The organism is Hoeflea sp. EC-HK425, from assembly GCF_902498795.1.
GTDB classification, from domain to species: domain Bacteria; phylum Pseudomonadota; class Alphaproteobacteria; order Rhizobiales; family Rhizobiaceae; genus Hoeflea; species Hoeflea alexandrii.
In genome coordinates this window covers 1,315,534-1,338,488 of record NZ_LR701572.1, presented here as the reverse complement: position 1 = coordinate 1,338,488, position 22,955 = coordinate 1,315,534, and the positions used below count along the sequence as shown (strand labels likewise).

Below are 22,955 nucleotides of genomic sequence, written 5' to 3'. Positions count from 1 at the left end.
AGGCCACGCCTCATTCGGCATGGCCAGTTTCCGGTCGGGCGGTGTCCCCGGTTGTTGAGCGATGAAGAGAAGACCTACTTCAAACCCGTGCAGCTCGCGTAATAGCTCACCGTCGCCGGCCAGTCGGAGAACATGCCGACAATGCCGACCTGGCGCGCCAGCACGTCGAGCACCTCGTACATCTGCCCGTCATTGTTGATCACGTCGCCCACCGACTGATAGTACCAGCCGCCGCCGCTGTTGAGCGGGCCCGACCTTTCGAACGACCAGGCGATGATGTTCAGCCCGGCCTTCTTCGCCTCCAGCGCATAGGCTGACGGCACCACTTTGCCATCCGCCAGCGTCAGCAGCATCCAGATCGGCGGCGCGATGTAGTTGACTCCCTGGTCGGCAAGCTGCTGCATGGAGGGCTTGAACGTTTCCGGCTTGCGGAAATCAAACCCGTCTTCGCTGTAGCGGCCATCGAGATAGACCGCCTGGGCGCCGAATTCCGGCTCGTTCTCGATCCAGTAGAGCACATCATCGAGATTGAACGATTGCGGCCAGACATCGGATGCGGGGATGCCGGCATCCTTGTACTCGTCGATCATCTTCTGCGCATAGTCAGCCTGGCTGAAGCCGTCATAGGGCATCTCCACCGAGGGAGATTTCAGCTCCGGCGTGAACTTGCCGCCGAGCGAGGCGATCAGCGCGATTGATTCGCGGTGGGTCAACACCGTGCCGCCGGCCGCCGCATAAAGGTCGGTCCGCCACTCCGCGGTACCGTTAATGTAGTCCTCGACGGTTTCGGCCTGGCTGTTGGCTGCGTCCATCTTGCCATTGAGCGTCTTGAACTCCGAGAGGGTGATGTCGGAGGCGCGGCACTCGGCAGAAGCCTTGCCGCCAGCAGCCGGAGTGAACCCCTTCGTGCATTTTTGGGCCAGATCGGTCGCCAGAATATTGGTCGTGGTGTGCAGATCGTTCTGAGCGTGGCGGCAGACCAGTTCCTTGTTCTTCGTGAACGTCACGTCGCACTCGATGATGCCCGCGCCCATCTTCGCGGCTGCCATGTAGGATTCCCGTGTGTGCTCGGGGAACTGCAGCGGCGCGCCGCGATGGCCGATCGAGAACAGCGTTGTCGACACCGGCTTGCCGTCACAGGCGAGCAGCTCGTCCTTGAGCGCCCCTTCGGCCATCTTGTCTATCAGGAAGGCGGGACGCGGTCCCAGTTCGATATCCGCCGCCGGCGCGGCACCGGCCAGTGTGGCCGAGACAAGAATGGCGCCGGCAACAAGCCTGTACAACATCGTCATGATCAATCTCCATGTGCAATGACGCCCCCTTAAACCGTCATTGCGACAGCCACGTGTCAGCCGGACAACGGTCTGGTTCGTAGTGCGAAAGCGCACCCGGGCGCCAACCCGCCTGCCGGCCCTTCCCCTGGGCGCATCGAAACGCTACACCGGCCGCCAACCCCTGCGAAAGGCAAATATGATGAGCGACGAAACCCGGGATTCCAATGGCGCGGTGCTGGCCGACGGAGACAATGTCACCGTGATCAAGGATCTCAAGGTCAAGGGCACCTCCTCGACCATCAAGCGCGGCACGCTGGTCAAGGGCATCAGGCTCACCGGCAATCCCGACGAGGTCGAGTGCCGGGTCGAAAAGATCAAGGGTCTGGTGCTCCGCACCGAGTTTCTGAAAAAGGCCTGAGCCTCGCAAACACTCCCTCGCAGCCCGGCCGGAACTCAACGTCCCGAGACTCTGCCGATCCACCGGGCCAGCGGCGTCGAACTCAGCCCGTGAACGATGATCGACAGCGCCACCGTCATCGATACGCAGGCAAGCAGTTCGGCCTCGTTGGCAAACTCGAACTCGTCGATGATCACCAACGTGAACAGGATCGAGGCCAGCCCGCGCGGCCCGAACCAGCCGAGAAACAGCTTTTCGCGCGTCTTCAGCCCCGAGCCCAGAAGCGACAGCCAGATTGCGCCCACCCGCACGACGGTGAGGAACAGCACCGCTATCAGCACGGTCTTCATCGACGCATGCGCCAGTCCATCGGGCAGGAGAAGCGCACCGAACACCAGGAAGGCGGACATGGTCAGAAGCAGTCCCGCCCCTTCCATGAATTCGCGCACGAAGCGGATATTGTGCCTGTAGGTGTTGCCGAAGATCATGCCGGCGACGAACGCCGCGATAAACCCGTTGCCGCCGATGACCGTGGCCTGCACATAGGCCGCAAAGGCAGCGGCCAGGAACACCACCCCTTCCGCCGATGCGGCAATCAGCCGGCGCGCCTGAGCCACATCCATCAGCCGCGCCACCACCCATCCCGTGAAAATCCCGGCCAGCGGGCCAAGCACGATCTGCAGCACCGCCTTGAGCGCCAGCCCGTCGGTCGCAGCATTCGCCATGCCGGCGGAGGCGAGGATCGCGCCCAGCAGCACGAAGGGCAGCACCAGCCCATCATTCAGTCCGCTTTCCACATTGATGGTTTCGCTTAGCTTTTCAGGGACATTGGCGCTGGTGACAACGCTCTGGCCCAGAGCGGCGTCGGTCGGCGTCAACACCGCGGCGGTCAGCAGCGCCATCGCGACCCCGCCCTCCGGGCTGACCAGGAAGGTGACCAGCGTGCCAAGTCCGATCGAGAGCGGCAGGCCGATCAGCAGCATCCGGGCAGGCAATCGCCAGCTTTGCCTGAGTTGCGAGAACTGCACATGCGATGCGTCGGAAAACAGCACCAGCACCAAGGTGACTTCGGCGAGCAGCCGCTTGCCCTCGTCGAGGACTTCCGGCGGCGCGGCCATGCGCAACGGTTCCGACAGCGCGAAGCCCAGACACATGAAGATGATCGGCAGCGTCAGCAGCGAGCGGTCAACGGCGCGTGTCACCAGCGAATAGGCCATGAAGGCACACAGGATGCCAAGCACCACCAGATCGAATTGCATGTTCTGGTTCATTCAACCCGCCTCAAGCCACCCTTCTTAGGCCCGACTATGGCCCGGCGCGGGATGATTATCCACCACCCAGGCCCCTCGGCCCGGATCAGGTGCCGCAAAAGGTTGTGTAGGGTCCGAAGTCCGAGGGCGCCCCCAGCGCGAAGACCTCCAGCCCCTTGCGCTCCGTGAACGGGTCGGCAAGCACCTCGACCAGCCGCTCGAATGGCGCCAGGTCGCCCTTTGTCGCAGAATCGAGCGCCGCCTCGACCATGTGGTTGCGCGGAATATAGACCGGGTTGACCCGGTTCATGGCCCCGATCCGCTCTTCCTGCGGCATCTCTTCGCGCTTCAGCCGCGCTTGCCAGAGCGGCAGCCAGACATCGAAGCCGGCAGGATTAGCAAGCAGCGCGCGGACCGGCGCCACATCCCCGGCTGCGGCGTGTCCGAGGCTGCGGAAGATGCGGGTGAAATCTGCGCCCTGGGTTTCCAGAACCGCAAGCAGCCCGACGGCAAGATCCATGTCGTCCGGCTCCTCGCGCGCGAGCCCGAGCTTCGCCCGCATGCCGGAAAGCCAGGCGCGCTCATAGGCAAGCGGAAAACCGTTGACCACATCGCTGGCGCGCTTGACCGCGTCGTCGCTGTCCTCGGGATTGATCAGGTCGAGCAGGGTTTCCGCCAGCCGCGCCAGGTTCCACTGCGCGATCTTCGGCTGGTTGCCATAGGCATAGCGGCCATGGCTGTCGATCGAGCTGAACACCATCGCCGGATCGTAGCCGTCGATGAAGGCGCACGGACCATAATCAATGGTCTCGCCGGATATCGTCATGTTGTCGGTGTTCATCACCCCGTGCACGAAACCGAGGTTCATCCACTGGGCGATCAGCGAAGCCTGGCGGTCGCGCACCGCTTCAAGCAGGCCGAGATAACGCTCAGGCTGTCCCGCAAGCTCGGGATAGTGCCGGGCGATGGCATAGTCCGCCAGTTGCCTCAACCGCTCGGTTTCGCCGCGCGCCGCAAAGAACTGGAACGTGCCGACCCGCAGATGGCTCGACGCCACCCGCGCCAGCACGGCACCCGGCGCGGGTCCGTCCTGCCGCATGATCTCCTCGCCGGTGGCAACCGCCGCCAGCGCCCGCGTCGTTGGAACCCCGAGCGCATGCATCGCCTCGCCGATGATGTATTCGCGCAGCACAGGTCCAAGCACCGCCTTGCCATCACCGCCGCGCGAAAAAGGCGTCCGCCCCGATCCCTTGAGATGGATGTCGCGCCGCCGGCCCTGCCTGTCGATCACCTCGCCCAGAAGCAGCGCCCGTCCATCGCCCAGCTGCGGTGAAAATCCGCCGAACTGGTGCCCGGCATAAGCCATGGCCAGCGGCTCGGCGCCCTCGGGGGCTTCATGACCGGCGAAGATCGCGGCGCCGGCGTCGCTCTCGAGTACTTCCGCATCAAGGCCCAGTTCCCCGGCAAGCGCCCGGTTGAAGTGGATCATCCGCGGCGCGGGCACCTCGGCGCCTTTCCAGGGCACGTAGAACCCCTCGAGCTCGCGCGCGTAGGTGTTGTCGAACTGGAAGCCGGCGATGCTCATGGTGAAGTCCCTTTGTTTGCTGGTTCCGAAAACGCAAGCGACCGGCTGATGCCGGTCGCTGCTCTTTCCATGGAGATCCGGCTGCCGCTATTCAGCCGCATCCCGCTTCGGCAGCACCCAGTCGGGCCGCACGAAATGGCAGGTGTATCCGTGCGGAATCCGCTCGAGGTAATCCTGATGCTCGGGCTCGGCTTCCCAGAAGTCACCGACAGGCTCGACTTCCGTGACTACCCTGCCCGGCCAGAGCCCCGAGGCATTCACGTCGGCGATGGTCTCGAGCGCGGTCTGGCGCTGCTGATCGTCGGTGTAGTAGATCGCAGAGCGGTAGGACATGCCACGGTCATTGCCCTGCCGGTTGGGTGTGGTCGGATCATGGATCTGGAAGAAGAACTCCAGAAGCTGCCTGTAGCTGATCCGGTTTGGATCATAGATGATCTCGATACCCTCGGCATGGGTGCCGTGGTTTCGGTAGGTGGCGTTCTTCACATCACCACCGGTATAGCCGACCCGGGTCTTCTCGACGCCTGGCATCTTGCGGATCAGATCCTGCATGCCCCAGAAACATCCGCCGGCAAGTACTGCACGTTCGCTCATCTAGATATCCTCCACCTGGTCGAGATAGTCGCCATATCCTTCAGCCACCATGTCGGCTTTGGGCACGAACCGCAAGGATGCGGAATTGATGCAGTAGCGCAACCCGCCCCGGTCCCTGGGGCCGTCTGGGAACACGTGCCCGAGATGGCTGTCTCCATGCTTGGAGCGCACCTCCGTTCGGATCATGCCGTGGGTGGAATCGCGCAATTCCGTCACGTGAGCAGGTTCGATCGGTTTGGTGAAGCTCGGCCAGCCGCAGCCGCTCTCGAACTTGTCAGAGGATGCAAAGAGCGGCTCTCCGGAGACGATGTCGACATAGATGCCGACCGCCTTGTTGTCATTGTATTCGCCGGTAAAGGGCCGCTCGGTTCCGTTCTGCTGCGTCACCCGGAACTGCTCGGGTGTCAGTCGGGCAATGGCTTCATCGGTCTTGGCAAAAGCTTTGGTCATGCCGGTTTCCTCCTTCAAGGCGCATGGTGTCAGAAAGAGAGATGGGCCACACCGGTCCGGTTTTCAATCGGCCCATGTGGATCCGCCGATGGCTTTTCTCTCACTGGGAGTCAACTTGTGGTGAGGCAGGGCCAATCCGGCCCTATCCCGTCTAGTATTCGCGCTCGTAGAAGATGCCGCCCTTGGTTTCACCGCCCGAACTGGCCTCGCCGCGCAATTTGATCCCGCGGCCGATGTCGAGGTCGATACGGGCCTTGCCCGATCCAGCAGACGATCCACTCTCGATTCCGAGGTAGGTGCGGTCGTTGAGATACTTGCCGACCCCGAGCGACGTGTCGCCGGTTTCCTCATCGGTGCGCACATCGATATCGTCGACACCGGTTGCCCTGCGCAGTCTTTCAAGCACACCACCGCCTTGCACCGCACCGGTCAACTGCGCGGCCGCTTCGGCAAGCTGGGCGATCTGCAGCGGCGACAGGCTGCTGATCGAGCGGCCGAAGATCAGCTGTGCGAGCACCTCGTCCTCAGGCAGCTCCGGGCTCGAGCTGAAAGTGAATCTCGGAGCATCCGCAGGCCCGGTGACAAGCACGGTGACCGTGGTGCTGCCCGCCTGGCTCGAGGCCGCAAGATCGAGAATGGGAACAACGGAGCCGGCAAACCCCAGCGAGCCGCGGGTGAACTCGAGCCGTTTGCCCAGAACGCTCAGCCGGCCACGCACCAGATCGAAGCCGCCTGCGGCGATGGGTGAGCCGGTGGTTCCAGTCAGGCGCAGCGATCCTCCCAGTTCGACATCCATGCCCCTGCCGCGGATGAAAATGCGGCTGGCCTGCACCCTGAGATCAAGTCCCAGCCCGCCCGATGAGCTGCCTTGGCTGTCGCCGGAGAGGCGCTCGGCCTGGGATTGAATGTCGGCCGAAGCATTCTTGTGGGTCACGTCAAGGCTTGCGATCGAACTCGGCAGCGTGTCGGGCACCGTGATCGTGGTTTCGTCCAGCAGCACTGTTCCGCCAAGTTGGGGCAGTGCGGTCAAGGGACCCGACAGAGTGAGATTGGCATCGAAACGAGTGGCCACCATCTGGCCATCGGCATAGCGCCCACGCTCGACTTTCAGGTTGAGATCGGCGGGAAAATTGCCTGCCGGATCGATCGCAACGGTCCCGGATCCGCTGATCCGCCCGCCCGAAGACAATTCCCCGGACAGCGATCGAATCGAAGCCTGGCTGGGAGTAAGAGCAATGTCTGCGGCCAGGTTGTCGATGGCGATCCCGGACCGGCCATCGACCAGACGACCGCCCGACGTTGTGATAGCACCGGAAATCTCCGGCGCGCCGACAGAGCCGCTGACGGAAATGTTTGCCTGGGCCGTCCCCGTTAGCGCCAGTCCCTGCTTGGCGATCGCGCCCGAGAGCAGCGAGAATGGAACGCTGCCATTTATCTGCGCCGAGATCGCCCGCGCGCCCGAGGTCGACAGCCCGCCGGTGGCTGTGAAGGCCAGACCGCCGCCGCTTGCCCGCGCCTCAAACCGAAGCCGGTCGGCCTCAAAGCCCCCCGTGGCACTGATCGACAAGGGCACATCCGAAACCGACGAGGCGGCAGCGGCCCGCACCTCGCCAGCGTTGAGATCGTACTGCACCACCGGCGCGGAGGCCGCGCCGCGAATGCGGACATCGCCGGAGAGCGCGCCTGAGAGCCCCGCTCCCGGCGCAACCGCATTAACCGAGGTCAGCGGCAGACCGGCGAGCGCCACGTCGATCGCCAGGGTTTCGCCAGCCGAGCCGGTCACCGAAACCCGGCCGCCGCCGGGCGAAACCACCAGCCGTTCGATCTCGGCCACCCCGTCGCGCACCACGACCCGCGCAGGCTCGAGCAGATTGATCGCCAGGCCTTGCCACGCGGTCCGCGCGGTTTCGACTTCGAGTTCCGTTCCTGCTTCGCTCTGCCGTACCCGCGCATTGACCGACACCGGAAGCCCGGCGGCCTGCGCCTTGCCTTCGATGACGGTCCAGGATTGAGCCTGGGTGAACGAGGCCGTGAGGTTTGACACGTCGGTCCCGCCGGCACTCAGTCTGGCCACATCCAGCGTTCCCTCGGGCTTGGGAGCGCCCAACAGGTCGGCGACGGTGAGATTGAGCCGCGCATCGCGCAGCAGGAACGCTTCACCCGACAGCTCCGGAAAGCCCAGACCGATTTCGGCAAACGACTGTTCGTCGCGAACCTCAAATCTGATCGACCCGCCGCCGTTTCCCTTGATCGCCTGCAGCGCCAGCGCCGAGAGCGATCCGATATCTTTCAAATCGAGATCGATAACGCCTTCCGGGCGATAGGCCTCATCCAGCACCAGCGATCCGGAAATCAGATTGTCGGCGACCTGCAATCGCAACGGACTGACCCGCACCACGCCGTCCGATTGCCCGATCACCAGGCTGCCGTTGACCGGCCGGCCTTCCAGCGCACCGGTCAGTTCGACATCGGCTTGCGGCGATACGGGGTCGGCCACTCCTTTGGCCGTGAGCACCAGTTCGGAAAGATCGCGGCTCTGAACTTTCAACTGCTTGCCGGTCAGGCTCAGTTCGAATGCCGGTGCGGAGGAAGGACCGGAAAGACTGGCCGTCAGTTCCAGTCCGCCGGATATCGCCGCATCGGCGCCCGCGAGTTTCGACAGACTTGCGTTGATGTCGCCGGCTATTTCCCCCTCGGAGGAAAGCGCAACCGAGCCAGAGAGTGCGACAAACTCCGACGACGCCTCGAACTCCTCCACGAAGAGGTCACCGCCCTCCTCCAGTGCGAGGTTCGCGGAAAAACCGGTGTCCGGCCCCAGAAATCCCGGCGCCTGCTCGGACAATACGGCGTTCCTCATCGTGCCCGAAAGCCGCGCCGCCAGCGCGCCTGCGCCGTCGAAGGCAAGATCCTCAATCGTCAGCGCCGCCACGCCCGTGCGCACCTCGATCGCATCGCTGGAGATCGCTCCGCCTTCCTCAAGCACCAAGGGGCCGGAGAGTGTGAGACCACCTGCCACGGCTCGCGCCGCAATGTCGTTGCTCGATCCGATCGCATCGATGGCCAGCTTGATCGAACCCGTACCGCTGCGGCTGTCCATTGAAAACCGGTCGAAATCCGCAACCGCGGAGATGCCGCTGATATCGAAATCGGCTCCGGCGACCTCGCCCGCGGTGATTTCAAGACGCACTGCGGCTTCGTCCGCATTGCCGTTCACCTGGATCGTTGCCTCCGGCTCGGTCAGACTGATCCGGGCGGCCTCTTCGCCGAACACAAGCGGTGCGGCGCCGGGTCGCGATACCACCGAGGCCGAGAGGTCGACTTCGCCCTCCCGCGCCACTCGGCCGCGCCCTTGGGCGGTCAGTTGCGATGACGAGAATGTAAAGATGTCGATCACAGCGCCGTTGCGGTCCGGCTCAAGCAGGCCCTCAAGCACAAGCTCGCTCTGACCTGAGAGCAATTGACCAACAGACGGCGGCAGGAAACGGTCAAATGTACCGATGGCCTCAAGCGATACCGCATCACCGGCTTCGCCGGAGACCATCTGCAGATTGGCTTCGGCAACGATTTCGTCGTTGACGGTGCCTGAAGCGTTGAGCCGCCAGTCCGCAAGCGAGCCTTGCGAGGTTGCGGAGAGGCTGATGGCGTCGTCGGGCGCAAGATTGAGCAGATGCGCCATCACCCCGCCGGCTGGCTCGGACAGCTTCGCAGACACGTTGAAACGGTCTTCCGCCTCAAGGTAGTCGGCATCCACCGTCAGCTCGCCGCCGACCCCGTCGATGCGCTTGACCACAAGATCGGCAAGCGCGGACGACAGCGACGCGTCCACGCGGGCACTGCCGCGGGCTTCGAACCGGGCCACGCGACCGGCAACCGGTTCACCGACCAGGATATCCGGCGCGGTAAACCGCTTGATGTCGAACGCCAGCGGCAGTTGCAAGGCTCCGCCTTCCGACTGACTCTCGCCGCTCTCGGGCAGCTGCGCCAGCTCGACCGCCTCGATGGTCAGGTCATCCACCGCCAGGCCGGCATTCAACAATGCCAGCGGCGACCAATCGATCCGGATACCCTTGAGCAGCAGCCAGGGCTCGCCTTCCGCGTCGCTGAGCATGACATGACCGATCCGGGTCGATCCGGACAACAGTCCCTCGATCCTGTCGATCTCGACGCTCTGGCCGGGACCGGAACCGAGACGGTTCAAGGTCAGCGCGATCAACCGCCCCCCCGGGCTCGTGGCGAAGATGAATATCAACCCGGCCAGAAGGATCAGGATGACAATGGCAAGCCATCGCGCCGCGCGCCGGATCAGACCCGGCCGGGAGCTTTTGCGTTCGTCAACCGTCATGTCAGAATGCCTGCCCGATCCCGGCATAAATCCCGTAATCGGGATCCGTCGCATCCTTGTTCAAGGGAACTGCGACGTCGACCCGCAGCGGGCCGAACGGTGTCGAATAGCGCACGCCGATCCCCGCTCCCGCCTTGAATTTCGCACCGGAGAATGTCTCGCTGGCGCTGACCAGCCCCGCATCCACGAACGGCACCAGCCCGATCGTGTCGGTCACACCGATGCGCACTTCGGCCGATGTCTCTATCAGGGAACGGCCGCCCGTGGGCTGCCCCGCAGCGTTGACCGGACCGATGTCCTGATAGCCGTAGCCGCGCACAGAGCCTCCGCCGCCCGCATAGAACCGGCGGTTGGCCGGAACCGAGGCGAGGCTCGCGCCGTAAATGGTGCCCGCGGCGACGCGCCCGGCCAGCACGAATCGCTTGTCGGCATCAAGCGCCCGATAAGCCGAGGCTTCGGCCCGCAGTTTGACGAAAGTTGCGCCGCCATTGATCTCGTAAGTCGGCTCGACCAGCAGCGACAGCCTTGTGCCGGACGTCGGGTTGAGCTTGCTGTCGCGGGTATCGCGCACATATTCGAGCGGCAGCGCCACTGTGATGGTTTCGAGGTCGACATTGAAGCTGTCAGTCAACCTGGCATACTCGACATTGACGCCGGCCGAGACAGTCTGCTGCGGCGTCAATTCGTAAGTGATGCCTGCCGCTGCCTCGACGGAGAAGCGCCGGTAGGCGTCGGGATTTTCCTGCTCGACTTCCAGGCGGGAGACGAACTTCGAGGCGGGACCGAGCACGCCAGGCTTCTCGAACAACGCGGCACCCCGCCATGTCATGTCCTTCGCCTGTCCGGTTGTGCCCAGGCTGCTGACGGATCCCTCAATCCTCAGTTTCTCGGCGCGTCCGAAAAGGTTCCGGTGGCCCCAATAGGCTTCCAGCCCGCCACCATCTGTGGACGAGTATGTGGCGCCAACCCCGAGATAGCGATGCTTGCGCTCGGCAACCGTCACCTCGACCGGCACCGAGCCGTCGCCCGAAAGGCTTTCACTGCCGCGCACGGTCACACTCGAGAACACCTCGAGCGCCCGCAACCTTTTTTCGGCGGCTGCAAGCTCTTCGGGATCATACTGCTCACCCTGGCGGATGCCTGCCATACGGGCGATGAATTGGGAATCGACACTTTCCGCCCCATCCACAGCGGTCTGCCCGAACGGAGCGACCGGACCCGCTTCGAGTTCGAGCGAGACGTCGAGCAGACCCCGGGCGTGATCGGCGACGACATCGCGGCCGGAAACCTTTGCGAACGGATGCCCGTCCCTCTCCAGTTCCAGCACGAGCGCCTGTTCGGCGTCGAGGATGACGGTGGACTTGGCAAGCTGACCGGGCGCCAGCCCCTGTTCGCCGGCGGAATAGGCACGTCCGTCGGCGTCACGCACCGAGACATCGCCGAATCGGAACTGCTTGCCGGGATCGACGAGAATACGAACCGGAACGGGTCCACTGCCCCCCAGGCTTGCGTCGGGCGGAAGGTCGGCAAGCCGCCTTCCGTCAAGCAGGATGCGGACTTCACCGGCATATCGGGCGTTTTCATAAAGCGCGGCGATCAGCTGCTCGAAGTCACCATTGGCACGCTGGATCAGTCCGATCGATCCCGAGACCGGCCGATCGGCTCCCTGTACGAGCTGCGATGCTGCTTCCAGCTCGCTGCGCAGGTCCCCGTCAGGATCATTACCGGTTACTTCAAGTGTTACCGAATAGGAAAGCGGATCAACCACTTCCACCGCTTCGGCGGTGTCGTTTTCAAACAACTTGAAACCGAACAACTCGAACGCCTCGGCCCGCTCGGCGGCCAGACTGACAGCGCTCGACATGAGCAAGACAGCCGAAAGGGTTCGCAGCCACGAGAAGCCGCGCGCCCGGGATCTGATGTCCTGCACGTTTGTCATCATCACCAATCTAGCAGTCCACAATGAACGGTTGCTGAACATTATGGCCCGAAGTCGAAGTCTTAGCTAACCACATGGGATCCTTATATAGAACATACGACCGGTTTGTCGCCCTCTCAGGTTAAGCCACGCCCAAAGATTTCGCCTCTGCCAAGCGACACGCCATTGACGCGGGATCGCGCAGGGCGCGGTGCTGTGAAACGCCCTGTCATTCAATGCAACCGGGCTGGCCGCCGGACCGTAGACGTCTTTGTTGCCTCATGTCGCTTTTCCCTCTTGTGCGCACCGGACCTATTTCGCAATCTGCCGCCGGATCGAGCCGGGAGAAACCGATGAAATCGCATGTCAGGGCAGTTGTAATCGGTGGCGGCGTCGTCGGATGCTCCGTGCTCTATCACCTGGCAAAGGCCGGATGGACCGACGTGATGCTGATCGAGCGATCGGAACTGACCTCGGGATCGTCATGGCATGCCGCCGGTGGCTTCCACACTTTGAATGGCGACCCCAACGTCGCCAAGCTGCAGGCCTACACGGTTAGCCTCTACGACGAACTGGAAAAGCTCTCCGGCCAGTCCTGCGGCCTGCACCTGACCGGCGGCGTGATGATGGCCGACACCCCCGAGCGCATGGATTTCCTTCGCCTGGTGCATGCCAAGGGTCGCTATCTCGGCATGGAGACCGAACTGATCACCCCGTCCGAAGCCAAGGCAATGTTCCCGTTGATGGACGAAAGCAATTTCGTCGGCGCGCTCTGGGATCCGGTCGAGGGCCATCTCGATCCGTCCGGCACCACCCACGCCTACGCCAAGGCGGCCAAGAAGCTTGGCGCCGAGATCGTTCTCCGCAATCGTGTCATCGAGCTCACCCAGGAGACCGACGGCACCTGGAACGTCGTCACCGAACAGGGCACCGTCAAGGCAGACCACGTGGTCAATGCCGGGGGTCTCTGGGCGCGTGAAGTCGGCCGCATGGTCGGCCTCGAACTGCCGCTTCTCGCCATGGAGCACATGTATCTGCTCACCGAGGAAATGCCCGAGGTTCTCGAATTCAACGCCAGGACCGGCCGCGAACTGGTCGGCGTCATTGATTTCAAGGGCGAGATCTACACCCGCCAGGAGCGCACGGGGATCCTGCTCGGCACCTACGAGAAGGCCTGCAAGCCCTGGTCGCCGGTCAACACGCCGTGGGATTTCGGCCATGAGCTGCTGGCGCCCGATCTCGACCGCATCGCGCCCTCACTGGAAGTGGGCTTCCGCCATTTCCCGGCGATGGAAAACGCCGGCATCAAGCAGGTGATCAACGGCCCCTTCACCTTCGCGCCGGACGGCAATCCGCTGGTGGGCCCGGTGCCGGGACTTACCAACTATTGGACCGCCTGCGCCGTCATGGCCGGGTTCTCCCAGGGCGGCGGCGTTGGTCTGGCGCTGTCGAACTGGATGGTGCATGGCGATCCCGGCGCCGACATCTGGGGCATGGATGTCGCCCGCTTCGGCGAATGGTCGACACTGCGCTACACCAACGCCAAGGTGCGCGAAAACTATTCGCGCCGCTTCTCGATCCGCTTCCCCAACGAGGAACTGCCCGCCGCCCGGCCGCAGCAGACCACGGCCCTTTACGACGTCATGGTGCGCGACAATCACGCGGTGATGGGCGACAGCTGGGGGCTGGAAACACCTCTCTGGTTCGCCCCGAGCGCAGAGGAGGCACACGACGTACTCTCCTTCCACCGCTCGAATGATTTCAAGCACATTGGCAATGAAGTCCGCGCGGTGCGCGAGCGCGTCGGCGTCACCGAGATTGCCAACTTCGCCAAGTACCGTGTCTCCGGCAAGGGCGCCGAGGCCTGGCTGTCGCAGCTGATGACCAACACCATGCCCAAGCAGGGCCGGATCGTGCTGACCCCGATGCTCAACGAGTTCGGCAAGCTGATCGGCGATTTCACCATCGCCAAGGCGGGCGACGAGGACTTCATGATCTGGGGATCGTCGGCGGCGCAGCGCTACCACATGCGCTGGTTCGAAAAGCACCTGCCGAAGGACGGCTCGATCCGCGTCCACCGTTACGACCTCACCCTGGTTGGCCTGTCGATCGCCGGCCCCCGCGCCCGCGACGTGCTTCAGAAACTGACCGACGACGACGTCTCCAACTCCGCCTTCCGCTTTATGGATTTCCGCAAGATGGACGTCGGCGGCGCGCCCTGCATGGTCAACCGCGTGACCTACACCGGCGACCTGGGCTACGAGATCTGGATGGAGCCCTGCTACCAGCAGGCGGTCTACCGCGCCATCAAGGCGGCAGGCGCGGAATTCGGCATCGCCGATTTCGGCATGCGCGCGCTGCTCTCGATGCGGCTCGAGAAGAACTTCCCGACCTGGTTCCGCGAGTTGCGACCGATCTACGGCCCCTATGAGGCCGGCATGGAGCGCTTCATCAAGCTCTCGAAGAACGACTTCATCGGCCGCGAGGCCGCCGCCAAGGAACATGCGGACGGCCCAAGGCTGATGCGCACCTCGTTCCTGGTTGATGCGGCTGACGCCGACGTGATGGGCGACGAGCCGGTGTGGGCGAAAGTCGGCGACACCGACTACGGCACCGTCGAAGCCCCGCACGGTTACGGCGCCCCGCGGTTTGATGCGGATGGCATCGAAATCGCCAAGCCCGAAGGCGGTACCTTGCGCGATGGTCAATGGCGCGTCGTCGGCTGGATCACCTCGGGCGGCTATGCCCACACCATCGGCAACTCGATGGCCCAGGGCTACATCCCGGCGGCGTTGGCGACCAACGGCGATGCGGGCATGTTCGAAATCGAGATCATGGGCATCCGCCGCCCGGCCCGCATCGCGCTCGAAGCGCAGTTTGATCCGATGGGCGAGAAAATGCGGAGCTGAACCGATGACGCAATTCGAGAACGAAAATCGGGCGCAGGACATCCTCAAGGCCCGCCGCGACAGGCGGCAGATCGCCTGTACCGGGCCGGGAGAACTCCCGATGGACGCAGCCTACCGGATCAGCCGGCGGATCAGGGATCTGCGCACGGATGATGGGGAGCGTGTCTTCGGGCGGAAGCTCGGCTTCACCAACCGCACCATCTGGGATGAATACAACGTCCACGCCCCCATCTGGGGTTACATGTACGACACCACCTTCCACGACGTCTCGTCGGCGGAGACCCCGTTTTCACTCGCTCCTTTCTGCGAGCCGCGGATTGAACCCGAAATCGCCTTCGCGTTCACGCGCGCCCCCCGGGCCGGAGCAAGCGACGACGAACTGCTCAGCGCTATTGCCTGGTACGCGCACGGCTTTGAGATCGTCGATTCGCTCTACAAGGACTGGAAATTCGAAGCGGCCGACACGGTGGCCGCCTTCGGCCTGCACGGTGCCTATCTGTGCGGACCGCGCCGGCAAGTGGCGGATGAAGATGCTGCTCTGCTGCGGTCGGCTTTGCAAAGCTTTCAGATCGAACTCGCGCGCGATGGCGAACCGGTCGACACCGGCCACGGTTCAAATGTTCTTGGCAGCCCGTTGTCGGCGCTCCGCCATGCCATCGAGGTGATTGCAGATGATCCCGACGCCGACCCGATCCGCGCCGGTGAAATCGTCACCACCGGTACGGTGACGCGGGCGTTTCCGATCAAGCCCGGCCAGACATGGTCAACAACGGTCAGTGGCCTTCCGCTCGACGGCCTGCGTATCACGTTCGCATAGCGCATCACGCACGCAACAGAAAAATCGCTTGACGCAAACACAAAAAAAACCGCGAAGTCAGCGACTTGCGGGCATTTCAGGACTCAGTGTCAAAAGCACTTGAATCGATCTCTCAAATCAATCGGTGCGCACCACCGGATTGCCGGCTTCCGCCAGCCTGGCCAGATCGGCGGGCTTGAGTTCGACCGATTCCCCGCAGCCGCAGGCCGAGGTCTGGTTCGGGTTGTTGAACACGAAGCCCGAGCGCAGCTTGGTGACTTCGTAATCCATCTCGGTGCCGAGCAGGTAGAGCACCGCTTCGGGCGCCACGAACACGGTGGCGCCGTCGCGCTCGATACGGTCGTCCTTCTCATTCACTACCGTCGCCATGTCGATGGCGTATTCCATCCCGGCACATCCGCCCTTCTTGATGCTCACGCGAATCCCCGCGGCATTGTCGGATGTCTTCACGATCGTCTTGACCCGCTCGGCAGCGGCCGGGGTCAAGGTCATTACGGCAAAACCCATCACGGTCTCCTTCGGCTACACGGGTTCAAGGCCCGCGGCTTCGTTCCATGAATGTAGTGTGGATCAGTCAACTTAACAAGCGACCAAGATCGCGGTCCGAGTTTTCTCTCAGTACCAGCCGACCGCAACTTGCGCCTCTTCGCTCATCCGATCCGGTGTCCAGGGCGGATCAAATGTCATCGACACGTCAACGCCCGAGATGCCCTCGACCGTGTTGACGGCGTTCTCGACCCAGCCCGGCATTTCGCCGGCCACCGGACAGCCAGGTGCAGTCAGCGTCATCTGGATCTTGACCATCCGGTCGTCCTCGATGTCGATCTTGTAGATCAGACCGAGCTCATAGATGTCGGCCGGAATTTCCGGGTCGTAGACGGTCTTCAGTGCCGAGATGATATCGTCGCTCAGCCGCGCCAGTTCCTCGCGCGGGATCGCCGAGTCCGCCACGTTTGGGTCGGCGGTTGAAGTGTCCGTTTCGGATGCGTCGCTCATTGGCTTTGCTCCTTCAAGAGTTTGTCCGGGAAAGTGGAAACCGGTATTCCCGAAAAGACAAACGAAAACAAGAAACCTTGACCTTGTCTGATTGAGACCAGGTCTAGGAGAAAAACGCCCGGGCCTTTTCGAGTGCTTCAACCAGCACATCGATCTCCGCGCGGGTATTGTACAGCCCCATCGAGGCCCGGCAAGTCGAGGTTGCGCCGAACCGCTTGAGCAGCGGCTGGGCGCAATGGGTCCCTGCCCTGACGGCAACGCCCGAGCGGTCGATCAGCATCGAGACATCATGGGCATGGATGCCCTCGATCTCGAAGGCGAAGATCGCGCCTTTGCCAGGAGCGGTGCCGATCAGCCGGAGCGCGTTCACCGCTGAGAGCCGTTGCTGCGCATAGGACGTGAGGTCGGCTTCATGTGCCGCGATCCGGTCACGGCCGAGCTTTTCCATGTAGTCGAGCGACGCGCCAAGCCCGATCGCCTGGACGATCGGCGGCGTACCGGCTTCAAACCGGTGCGGCGGATCATTGTAGGTGACGCTGTCTTCGCTGACATCGACGATCATCTCGCCGCCGCCCATGAAAGGTTGCATGGCGTTGAGGGCGTCTGTCTTGCCGTAAAGCACGCCGATCCCCGACGGACCATAGAGCTTGTGACCGGTCATCACATACCAGTCGCAATCGATGTCCTGGACATCGACCGGCATGTGCACCGCCGCCTGACTGCCGTCGACCAGCACCTTGACGCCGCGCTCATGCGCGATGCGGCAGACTTCCTTGACGTCAACAACCGTGCCCAGCACGTTCGACATGTGGGCGATCGCCACCAGCTTGGTGCGGTCGGTCAGCGCCTTGCGGAAATCATCGAGATCGAAATTGCCCTGGTCGTCGACGCCGACCCAGATGATTTTTGCACCCTGGCGTTCGCGCAGGAAATGCCACGGTACGATGTTGGAGTGGTGCTCCATGATGGTGATGACGATCTCGTCGCCCTCGCCGATGAAGGGCTGGCCATAGCCATAGGCAACGGTATTGATCGCCTCGGTGGTCGACTTGGTGAACACCACATTGTCGACCGATGGCGCGTTGAGGAACCGCTTGACGATCTCGCGCGCATTCTCATAGGCGTCGGTGGCCGCATTGGAGAGGTAATGCAGCCCGCGATGTACATTGGCGTACTCGTTCGCATAGGCATGGCTGACCGCGTCAATCATCGCCTGCGGTTTCTGTGCCGAGGCGCCATTGTCGAGATAGACCAGCGGCTTGTCATGAACCTTGCGTGACAGGATCGGGAAATCCCGGCGCACCGCTTCAACATCGTAGGTCTGATTCAGAATCTCAGCCATGATCGTTAAGCCATTGTTCAATCAAGGTTTCCAACGCCTCAACAAGCTCCTCATTGTCGAGTTCGTCAATCAGTTCATCGACGAAGCCGTTGACCAGCAGCCCGCGCGCCGACTTTTCGCTGATACCGCGCGCCATCAGGTAGAACAGGTGATTGTGGTCGATATCGATCACCGTCGCGCCATGCGCGCAAACCACGTCGTCGGCAAAGATCTCCAGTTCCGGCTTGGCGGCAAATTCACCGTCATCGGACAGAAGCAGCGTATTGCACGCCATCTGCGCGTCGGTCTTCTGGGCGATCTGAGCCACCCGGATCTGACCCTGGAACACACCGCGCGCCCGGTTCAGCACCACGTTGCGGACGATCTCGGAGGACGTGGTGTTGGGCACGTTATGGCCCAGCGTCAGCGTCACGTCGGTGTGGCTTTCGCCCGCCAGCAGGTTGACGCAGCGCAGGTCCAGATGCGCGCCCTCGCCCGCTGCCTCGACATGCAGCTCCTGGCGCACCAGCTTGCCGCCGGCATTGATCACGTAGAGCTTCAGTTTCGCATCGGCGCCGAGCCGCGCATTGAGCTGGCCCAGATGCTGGTCCGCGTCGCCGCAGCCCTGCAGGATGATCCAGGTCACCTCTGCGCCATCCGCAAGCTCCAGCGAGGAGACCGCCGTCGACAGCCCGGCGTCGGACGTGTCGGCGAGATACCGCTCGATCACCGTCGCACCTGCCTTCGCGCCGAATGAGGCCACGTACCGGTTGTGCACCTGGCCGCCGGACTGGACCGACTGGATCTCGATGATTTCGTCGATCACCGTGTCGGCAGCGACCGTGAAACTGTAGCCGTCCTGCACAAAGGCGCCGTTGAACTGCCCGATCAGGTCATCGGATCCGCGCGCCGTCAGGCTTTTCGCAGCCGCTCCCGAGACCAGCAGGTCCATAAAGGGCTCGAGTTCCAGGCCTTCGGGCGCGCTCGGCTCCCCGCTCTGGCCCTGCACCATCGGCAACACCAGGCTTCCGCGAACTAGCGGTTCCACCAGCGTGGCCGATCCCTTGCCCGGCTTCGGCAGATCGCGCATCAGGTTGCGCAGATCGGTGTAGTGCCAGCTTTCGATCCTCCGTGTCGGAAGACCCGACGTGCTGATCTCGCTGAGCAGCTTGTCGCGCGCGGCGGTCACCGGCGCATCGCCCGGCAGTTGACCGATCATTTCGGCGAAACTGTCGACGATCGCCTGTTCTGCTGCGGTATGGGGCGGCTTTGTCTGCATGTTCATGCCTGTCTCTCCTGGCCTTGCGGCCCGTCTGTCCCGCGTCGCCTCAAGCGGCGGCTTCGATGATCCCGGCATAGCCATTGGCTTCGAGATCGAGCGCCAGGTCCTTGGTCCCGGACTTGATCACCTGGCCCTTGTAGAGCACGTGCACGGTATCGGGCACGATGTGCTCGAGCAGGCGCTGGTAGTGGGTGATGACGATGACCGCACGGTCCGGCGAACGAAGCGCGTTGACACCGTCGGACACGATCTTCAGCGCATCGATGTCGAGGCCGGAGTCGGTCTCGTCGAGCACGCACAGCTGCGGCGCCAGCAGTTTCATCTGCAGGATCTCGGCGCGCTTCTTCTCGCCGCCCGAGAACCCGACATTGAGCGGACGCTTGAGCATGTCCGGATTGATTTCGAGGCTGGCGGCAGCCTCCTTGACCAGCTTGATGAAGTCCGGCGTCTTCAGCTCTTCCTCGCCGCGCGCCTTGCGCTGCTCGTTCATCGCCACCTTGAGGAACTGCATGGTGGCCACACCCGGGATCTCGACCGGGTACTGAAACGCCAGGAAGATGCCCTTGGCGGCGCGCTCGGACGGGTCGAGTTCGAGAATGCTCTCGCCATTGTAGAGGATGTCACCCTCGGTGACCTCGTAATCGTCGCGGCCGGCCAAAATGTAGGACAGCGTCGACTTGCCCGAGCCGTTCGGCCCCATGATGGCGGCCACTTCGCCGGCCTTGACCGTCAGGTTGAGGCCGCGAATGATTTCCGTGCCATCTTCGGCGATACGGGCGTGAAGGTTCTTGATTTCCAGCATGTCTGATTCCGATACCTAGATAATTTCAAGCCACTTGTTACAGCGGCGATACAAACTGCGAAGCTGCCGCCGGGTGCCTTGGCCTTGTCGGCCGGCACCCGCGGATCAGCCAATGGCCACTATCCCACGCTGCCTTCGAGCGAGATGCCGATCAGCTTCTGGGCTTCAACGGCAAACTCCATCGGCAATTCCTGGATGACGTCCTTGACGAAGCCGTTGACGATCAGCGCGATGGCTTCTTCCTCGGGAATGCCGCGGGCCAGGCAGTAGAACAGCTGGTCTTCCGAGATCTTCGAGGTCGTGGCTTCGTGCTCGAACTGGGCGGTCGAGTTCTTGGCTTCGATATAGGGCACCGTATGCGCGCCGCAGTCATTGCCGATCAGCAGCGAGTCGCACTGGGTGAAGTTGCGGGCATTCGTTGCCTTGCGGTGGGCCGAAACCTGGCCACGATAGGTGTTGGACGAATGGCCGGCGGAGATGCCCTTGGAGATGATCCGGCTCGAGGTGTTCTTGCCGAGATGAATCATCTTGGTGCCACTGTCGATCTGCTGGTAGCCGTTCGACACCGCGATCGAGTAGAACTCGCCACGGCTGTCGTCGCCGCGCAGGATGCAGGACGGATATTTCCAGGTGATCGCCGATCCGGTCTCGACCTGGGTCCAGGAGATCTTCGATCGGTCGCCGCGGCAATCGCCGCGCTTGGTGACGAAATTGTAGATCCCGCCCTTGCCGTCCTTGTCGCCGGGGTACCAGTTCTGCACCGTCGAGTACTTGATCTCGGCGTCGTCCATGGCAATCAGCTCGACCACGGCCGCATGCAGCTGGTTCTCGTCGCGCTGCGGCGCGGTGCAGCCCTCGAGATAGGACACATAGGCCCCTTCTTCGGCGATGATCAGCGTGCGCTCGAACTGGCCGGTGTTCTTCTCGTTGATGCGGAAATAGGTCGACAGCTCCATCGGGCAGCGGACGCCATTGGGCACGTAGACGAAGGATCCGTCGGTGAACACCGCCGCGTTGAGCGTGGCGTAGTAGTTGTCGGTCACCGGCACCACGGTGCCGAGATACTTCTTCACCAGTTCGGGATGCTCGCGCATGGCTTCGGAGATCGACATGAAGATCACGCCGGCCTTGGACAGCTCTTCCTTGAAGGTGGTGACCACCGAGACCGAATCGAACACCGCGTCGACGGCGATCTTCGACTGCTGCACGCCGGCCAGGATTTCCTGCTCGCGCAGCGGAATACCAAGCTTCTCGTAGACGCGGAGCAGTTCCGGATCGACATCGTCGATCGACTTCGGCCCGGTGATGCCCTTGGGCGCCGAGTAATAGTGGATGTCCTGAAAATCGATCTTCGGATAGTCGACACGCGCCCAGGTCGGCTCTTCCAGCGTCAGCCAGCGCTTGAACGCATCCAGCCGCCACTCGAGCATCCAGTCCGGCTCGTTCTTCTTGGCCGAGATCATCCGGATGGTGTCTTCGTTGAGACCCTTCGGTGCGGTATCGCTCTCGATGACGGTCTCGAAACCGTATTTGTACTGGTCCACGTCGATCTGACGGACCTGATCGATGGTCTCCTGCACAGCAGGCATGGCGCTCTCCAATCTCGCCGGGTCAAGGCCGGCAGCTTGTTAACGTCGTGTGATGTGCCATTCATGGCTCACCACTATGTAGGGCGGGACGGCTGTCCACGCTATGTCATTCGCGAAATATTCTGGCTCGCGAAACGAATTCTATCGGGCCACATCACGCGGCCACGGCGGCTCCCATTCGGGCAAGCCGACGTGTGTTAATCGCTTTGAACGCTTCAAGGAACCGCTCAATGTCATTTTCCGTGTGCGCGCTGCCCAGGCTGACGCGTATCGCGCCGAGATCGGCATCCGCACCCATCGCCGTCAGCACGTGGCTCAAGCCGATCTTGCCCGACGAACAGGCAGCGCCCGCCGACACCGCAACACCTTCCATGTCAAACGCGATCTGCGCCGTCTCGGCCTTCAGGCCGGGAAGCGAGAAGAAACTGGTGTTGGCAAGGCGATCAACCGCCGCGCCATGCAGGATCACGTCGGGCGCCTGGTCGCGCAAACCGGCCTCGAGCCCGTCGCGCAAGGCCGCGATCCGGCCGATATCGCTCAGCCCCTCGAGCGCGGCATCGGCCGCGGCACCGAAGCCCGCGATGCTGACAAGGTTCTCGGTTCCGCCGCGATGGCCCTTTTCCTGACCGCCGCCACGCAGGAGCGGCGCCGGCATCAGGATTTCGCCGGCACTGACAAGCGCCCCGATCCCCTTTGGCCCGCCGATCTTGTGACCCGACAGGATCAGGAAGTCGGCCCCGAGCGCTTCAAGCGACAGCGGCAGACGGCCTGCCCCCTGCACCGCGTCGACAACCATCAGCCCGTGATGGGCCCGGACGATGTCGGCGGCTTGCCGGACAGGCTGGATCACGCCGGTCTCGTTGTTGGCGAGCTGCAGCCCGAGCATCGCCTGCCCGCTTGTCTGGTCATGTGCGGCGAGAGCATCTTCCAGCGCGTCGAGATCGAGCCGCCCGTCGCGGTCAACCGGAAGCACCGTGATCTCATCTGCTGCGAACCGGCCGCCGGCCAGCATGGCCGGATGCTCGACAGCCGAAACGAACAGCCGCGACACCCGCACCGGCGAGCGGCCCATCCGGAAATCCGGTGTCAGAACATGGTTGGCGGCTTCCGTCGCGCCCGAGCAGAACGTCACCTGTGCGGCAGGAACACCGCAAAGCCTTGCCACGGCCTCGCGCGCCTGGCCGATCACGGCGCGGGCCTTGCGACCCTCGGCATGCACCGATGACGGGTTTCCGGGCAGGTCCATCGCATCGATCATCGCCGACCGCGCCTCGTCAAGAAGCGGAGCCGTCGCGTTGTAATCGAAGTAGAGACGCTCCCTGGCCATCATTGCCGTTGCCTGCCCGTTGCCCTGTTCGTCACGCCGGCCACCATGGCAGGCGCATTTTTCTTGAATTTTCAGTGTCCGATGCCGTAAGACACACAGACT

Annotated in this window: 17 protein-coding genes; 3 read left to right on the top strand and 14 right to left on the bottom strand. The window is 63.0% G+C overall.

Going from position 1 to position 22,955, the window contains the following annotated elements:
* Positions 1-74: 74 nt before the first annotated feature.
* Positions 75-1,292: a glycerophosphodiester phosphodiesterase family protein gene (locus SPHINGO391_RS09095; protein ID WP_152008535.1), complete on the bottom strand. Its 1,218-nt coding sequence runs from the start codon at positions 1,290-1,292 to the stop codon at positions 75-77.
* Between the two features lie 181 nt (positions 1,293-1,473).
* Between SPHINGO391_RS09095 and SPHINGO391_RS09090 the strand changes: the two genes are divergently transcribed.
* Positions 1,474-1,692, top strand: coding sequence for an alkylphosphonate utilization protein (locus SPHINGO391_RS09090; protein ID WP_152008534.1), 219 nt, complete (start codon positions 1,474-1,476; stop codon positions 1,690-1,692).
* 35 nt (positions 1,693-1,727) lie between these two features.
* Here the strand turns inward: SPHINGO391_RS09090 and SPHINGO391_RS09085 are convergent, their stop codons facing one another.
* The 6 genes from SPHINGO391_RS09085 to SPHINGO391_RS09060 form a co-directional block, all read right to left on the bottom strand.
* Positions 1,728-2,942: a cation:proton antiporter gene (locus SPHINGO391_RS09085; RefSeq protein ID WP_193217241.1), complete on the bottom strand. Its 1,215-nt coding sequence runs from the start codon at positions 2,940-2,942 to the stop codon at positions 1,728-1,730.
* A gap of 85 nt (positions 2,943-3,027) precedes the next feature.
* Positions 3,028-4,506 (bottom strand): YdiU family protein, encoded by a 1,479-nt coding sequence (locus tag SPHINGO391_RS09080; protein ID WP_152008533.1) that lies wholly within the window; start codon positions 4,504-4,506, stop codon positions 3,028-3,030.
* Positions 4,507-4,593: 87 nt separating this feature from the next.
* Complete coding sequence (gene msrA, locus SPHINGO391_RS09075; RefSeq protein WP_152008532.1) at positions 4,594-5,100, bottom strand: peptide-methionine (S)-S-oxide reductase MsrA; 507 nt, start codon at positions 5,098-5,100, stop codon at positions 4,594-4,596.
* On the bottom strand, positions 5,101-5,550 hold the full coding sequence (gene msrB, locus SPHINGO391_RS09070) for a peptide-methionine (R)-S-oxide reductase MsrB (RefSeq protein ID WP_152008531.1): 450 nt from the start codon (positions 5,548-5,550) through the stop codon (positions 5,101-5,103). It lies immediately after the preceding gene.
* 151 nt (positions 5,551-5,701) lie between these two features.
* Positions 5,702-9,892 (bottom strand): translocation/assembly module TamB domain-containing protein, encoded by a 4,191-nt coding sequence (locus SPHINGO391_RS09065; protein WP_152008530.1) that lies wholly within the window; start codon positions 9,890-9,892, stop codon positions 5,702-5,704.
* 1 nt (position 9,893) lies between these two features.
* Entirely contained in the window at positions 9,894-11,831 is a 1,938-nt protein-coding gene (locus SPHINGO391_RS09060; protein WP_152008529.1) for an autotransporter assembly complex family protein, read from the bottom strand.
* A 332-nt stretch (positions 11,832-12,163) separates the two neighbouring features.
* Here SPHINGO391_RS09060 and SPHINGO391_RS09055 point away from each other — a divergent pair, with 332 nt between their 5' ends.
* Both SPHINGO391_RS09055 and SPHINGO391_RS09050 read left to right on the top strand, forming a co-directional pair.
* Entirely contained in the window at positions 12,164-14,719 is a 2,556-nt protein-coding gene (locus SPHINGO391_RS09055) for an FAD-dependent oxidoreductase (protein ID WP_152008528.1), read from the top strand.
* A gap of 100 nt (positions 14,720-14,819) precedes the next feature.
* Positions 14,820-15,536 carry a fumarylacetoacetate hydrolase family protein gene (locus SPHINGO391_RS09050; protein WP_244615152.1) on the top strand — a complete coding sequence of 239 codons (717 nt, stop codon included), beginning with the start codon at positions 14,820-14,822 and terminating at the stop codon, positions 15,534-15,536.
* 117 nt (positions 15,537-15,653) lie between these two features.
* Here the strand turns inward: SPHINGO391_RS09050 and sufA are convergent, their stop codons facing one another.
* The 7 genes from sufA to SPHINGO391_RS09015 form a co-directional block, all read right to left on the bottom strand.
* Positions 15,654-16,043: a Fe-S cluster assembly scaffold SufA gene (sufA, locus tag SPHINGO391_RS09045; protein ID WP_152008526.1), complete on the bottom strand. Its 390-nt coding sequence runs from the start codon at positions 16,041-16,043 to the stop codon at positions 15,654-15,656.
* Positions 16,044-16,151: 108 nt separating this feature from the next.
* Positions 16,152-16,532, bottom strand: coding sequence for an SUF system Fe-S cluster assembly protein (locus SPHINGO391_RS09040; protein ID WP_152008525.1), 381 nt, complete (start codon positions 16,530-16,532; stop codon positions 16,152-16,154).
* Positions 16,533-16,635: 103 nt separating this feature from the next.
* Complete coding sequence (locus SPHINGO391_RS09035; RefSeq protein WP_152008524.1) at positions 16,636-17,874, bottom strand: cysteine desulfurase; 1,239 nt, start codon at positions 17,872-17,874, stop codon at positions 16,636-16,638.
* Entirely contained in the window at positions 17,867-19,138 is a 1,272-nt protein-coding gene (sufD, locus tag SPHINGO391_RS09030; RefSeq protein WP_152008523.1) for a Fe-S cluster assembly protein SufD, read from the bottom strand. Before sufD ends, SPHINGO391_RS09035 begins: the two co-directional genes overlap by 8 nt.
* Before the next feature lie 43 nt (positions 19,139-19,181).
* Positions 19,182-19,937 (bottom strand): Fe-S cluster assembly ATPase SufC, encoded by a 756-nt coding sequence (gene sufC / locus SPHINGO391_RS09025; protein WP_152008522.1) that lies wholly within the window; start codon positions 19,935-19,937, stop codon positions 19,182-19,184.
* A 119-nt stretch (positions 19,938-20,056) separates the two neighbouring features.
* On the bottom strand, positions 20,057-21,526 hold the full coding sequence (gene sufB, locus SPHINGO391_RS09020) for a Fe-S cluster assembly protein SufB (RefSeq protein WP_152008521.1): 1,470 nt from the start codon (positions 21,524-21,526) through the stop codon (positions 20,057-20,059).
* Positions 21,527-21,680: 154 nt separating this feature from the next.
* Positions 21,681-22,853, bottom strand: coding sequence for a cysteine desulfurase family protein (locus SPHINGO391_RS09015; RefSeq protein ID WP_152011492.1), 1,173 nt, complete (start codon positions 22,851-22,853; stop codon positions 21,681-21,683).
* Between the last annotated feature and the right edge of the window lie 102 nt (positions 22,854-22,955).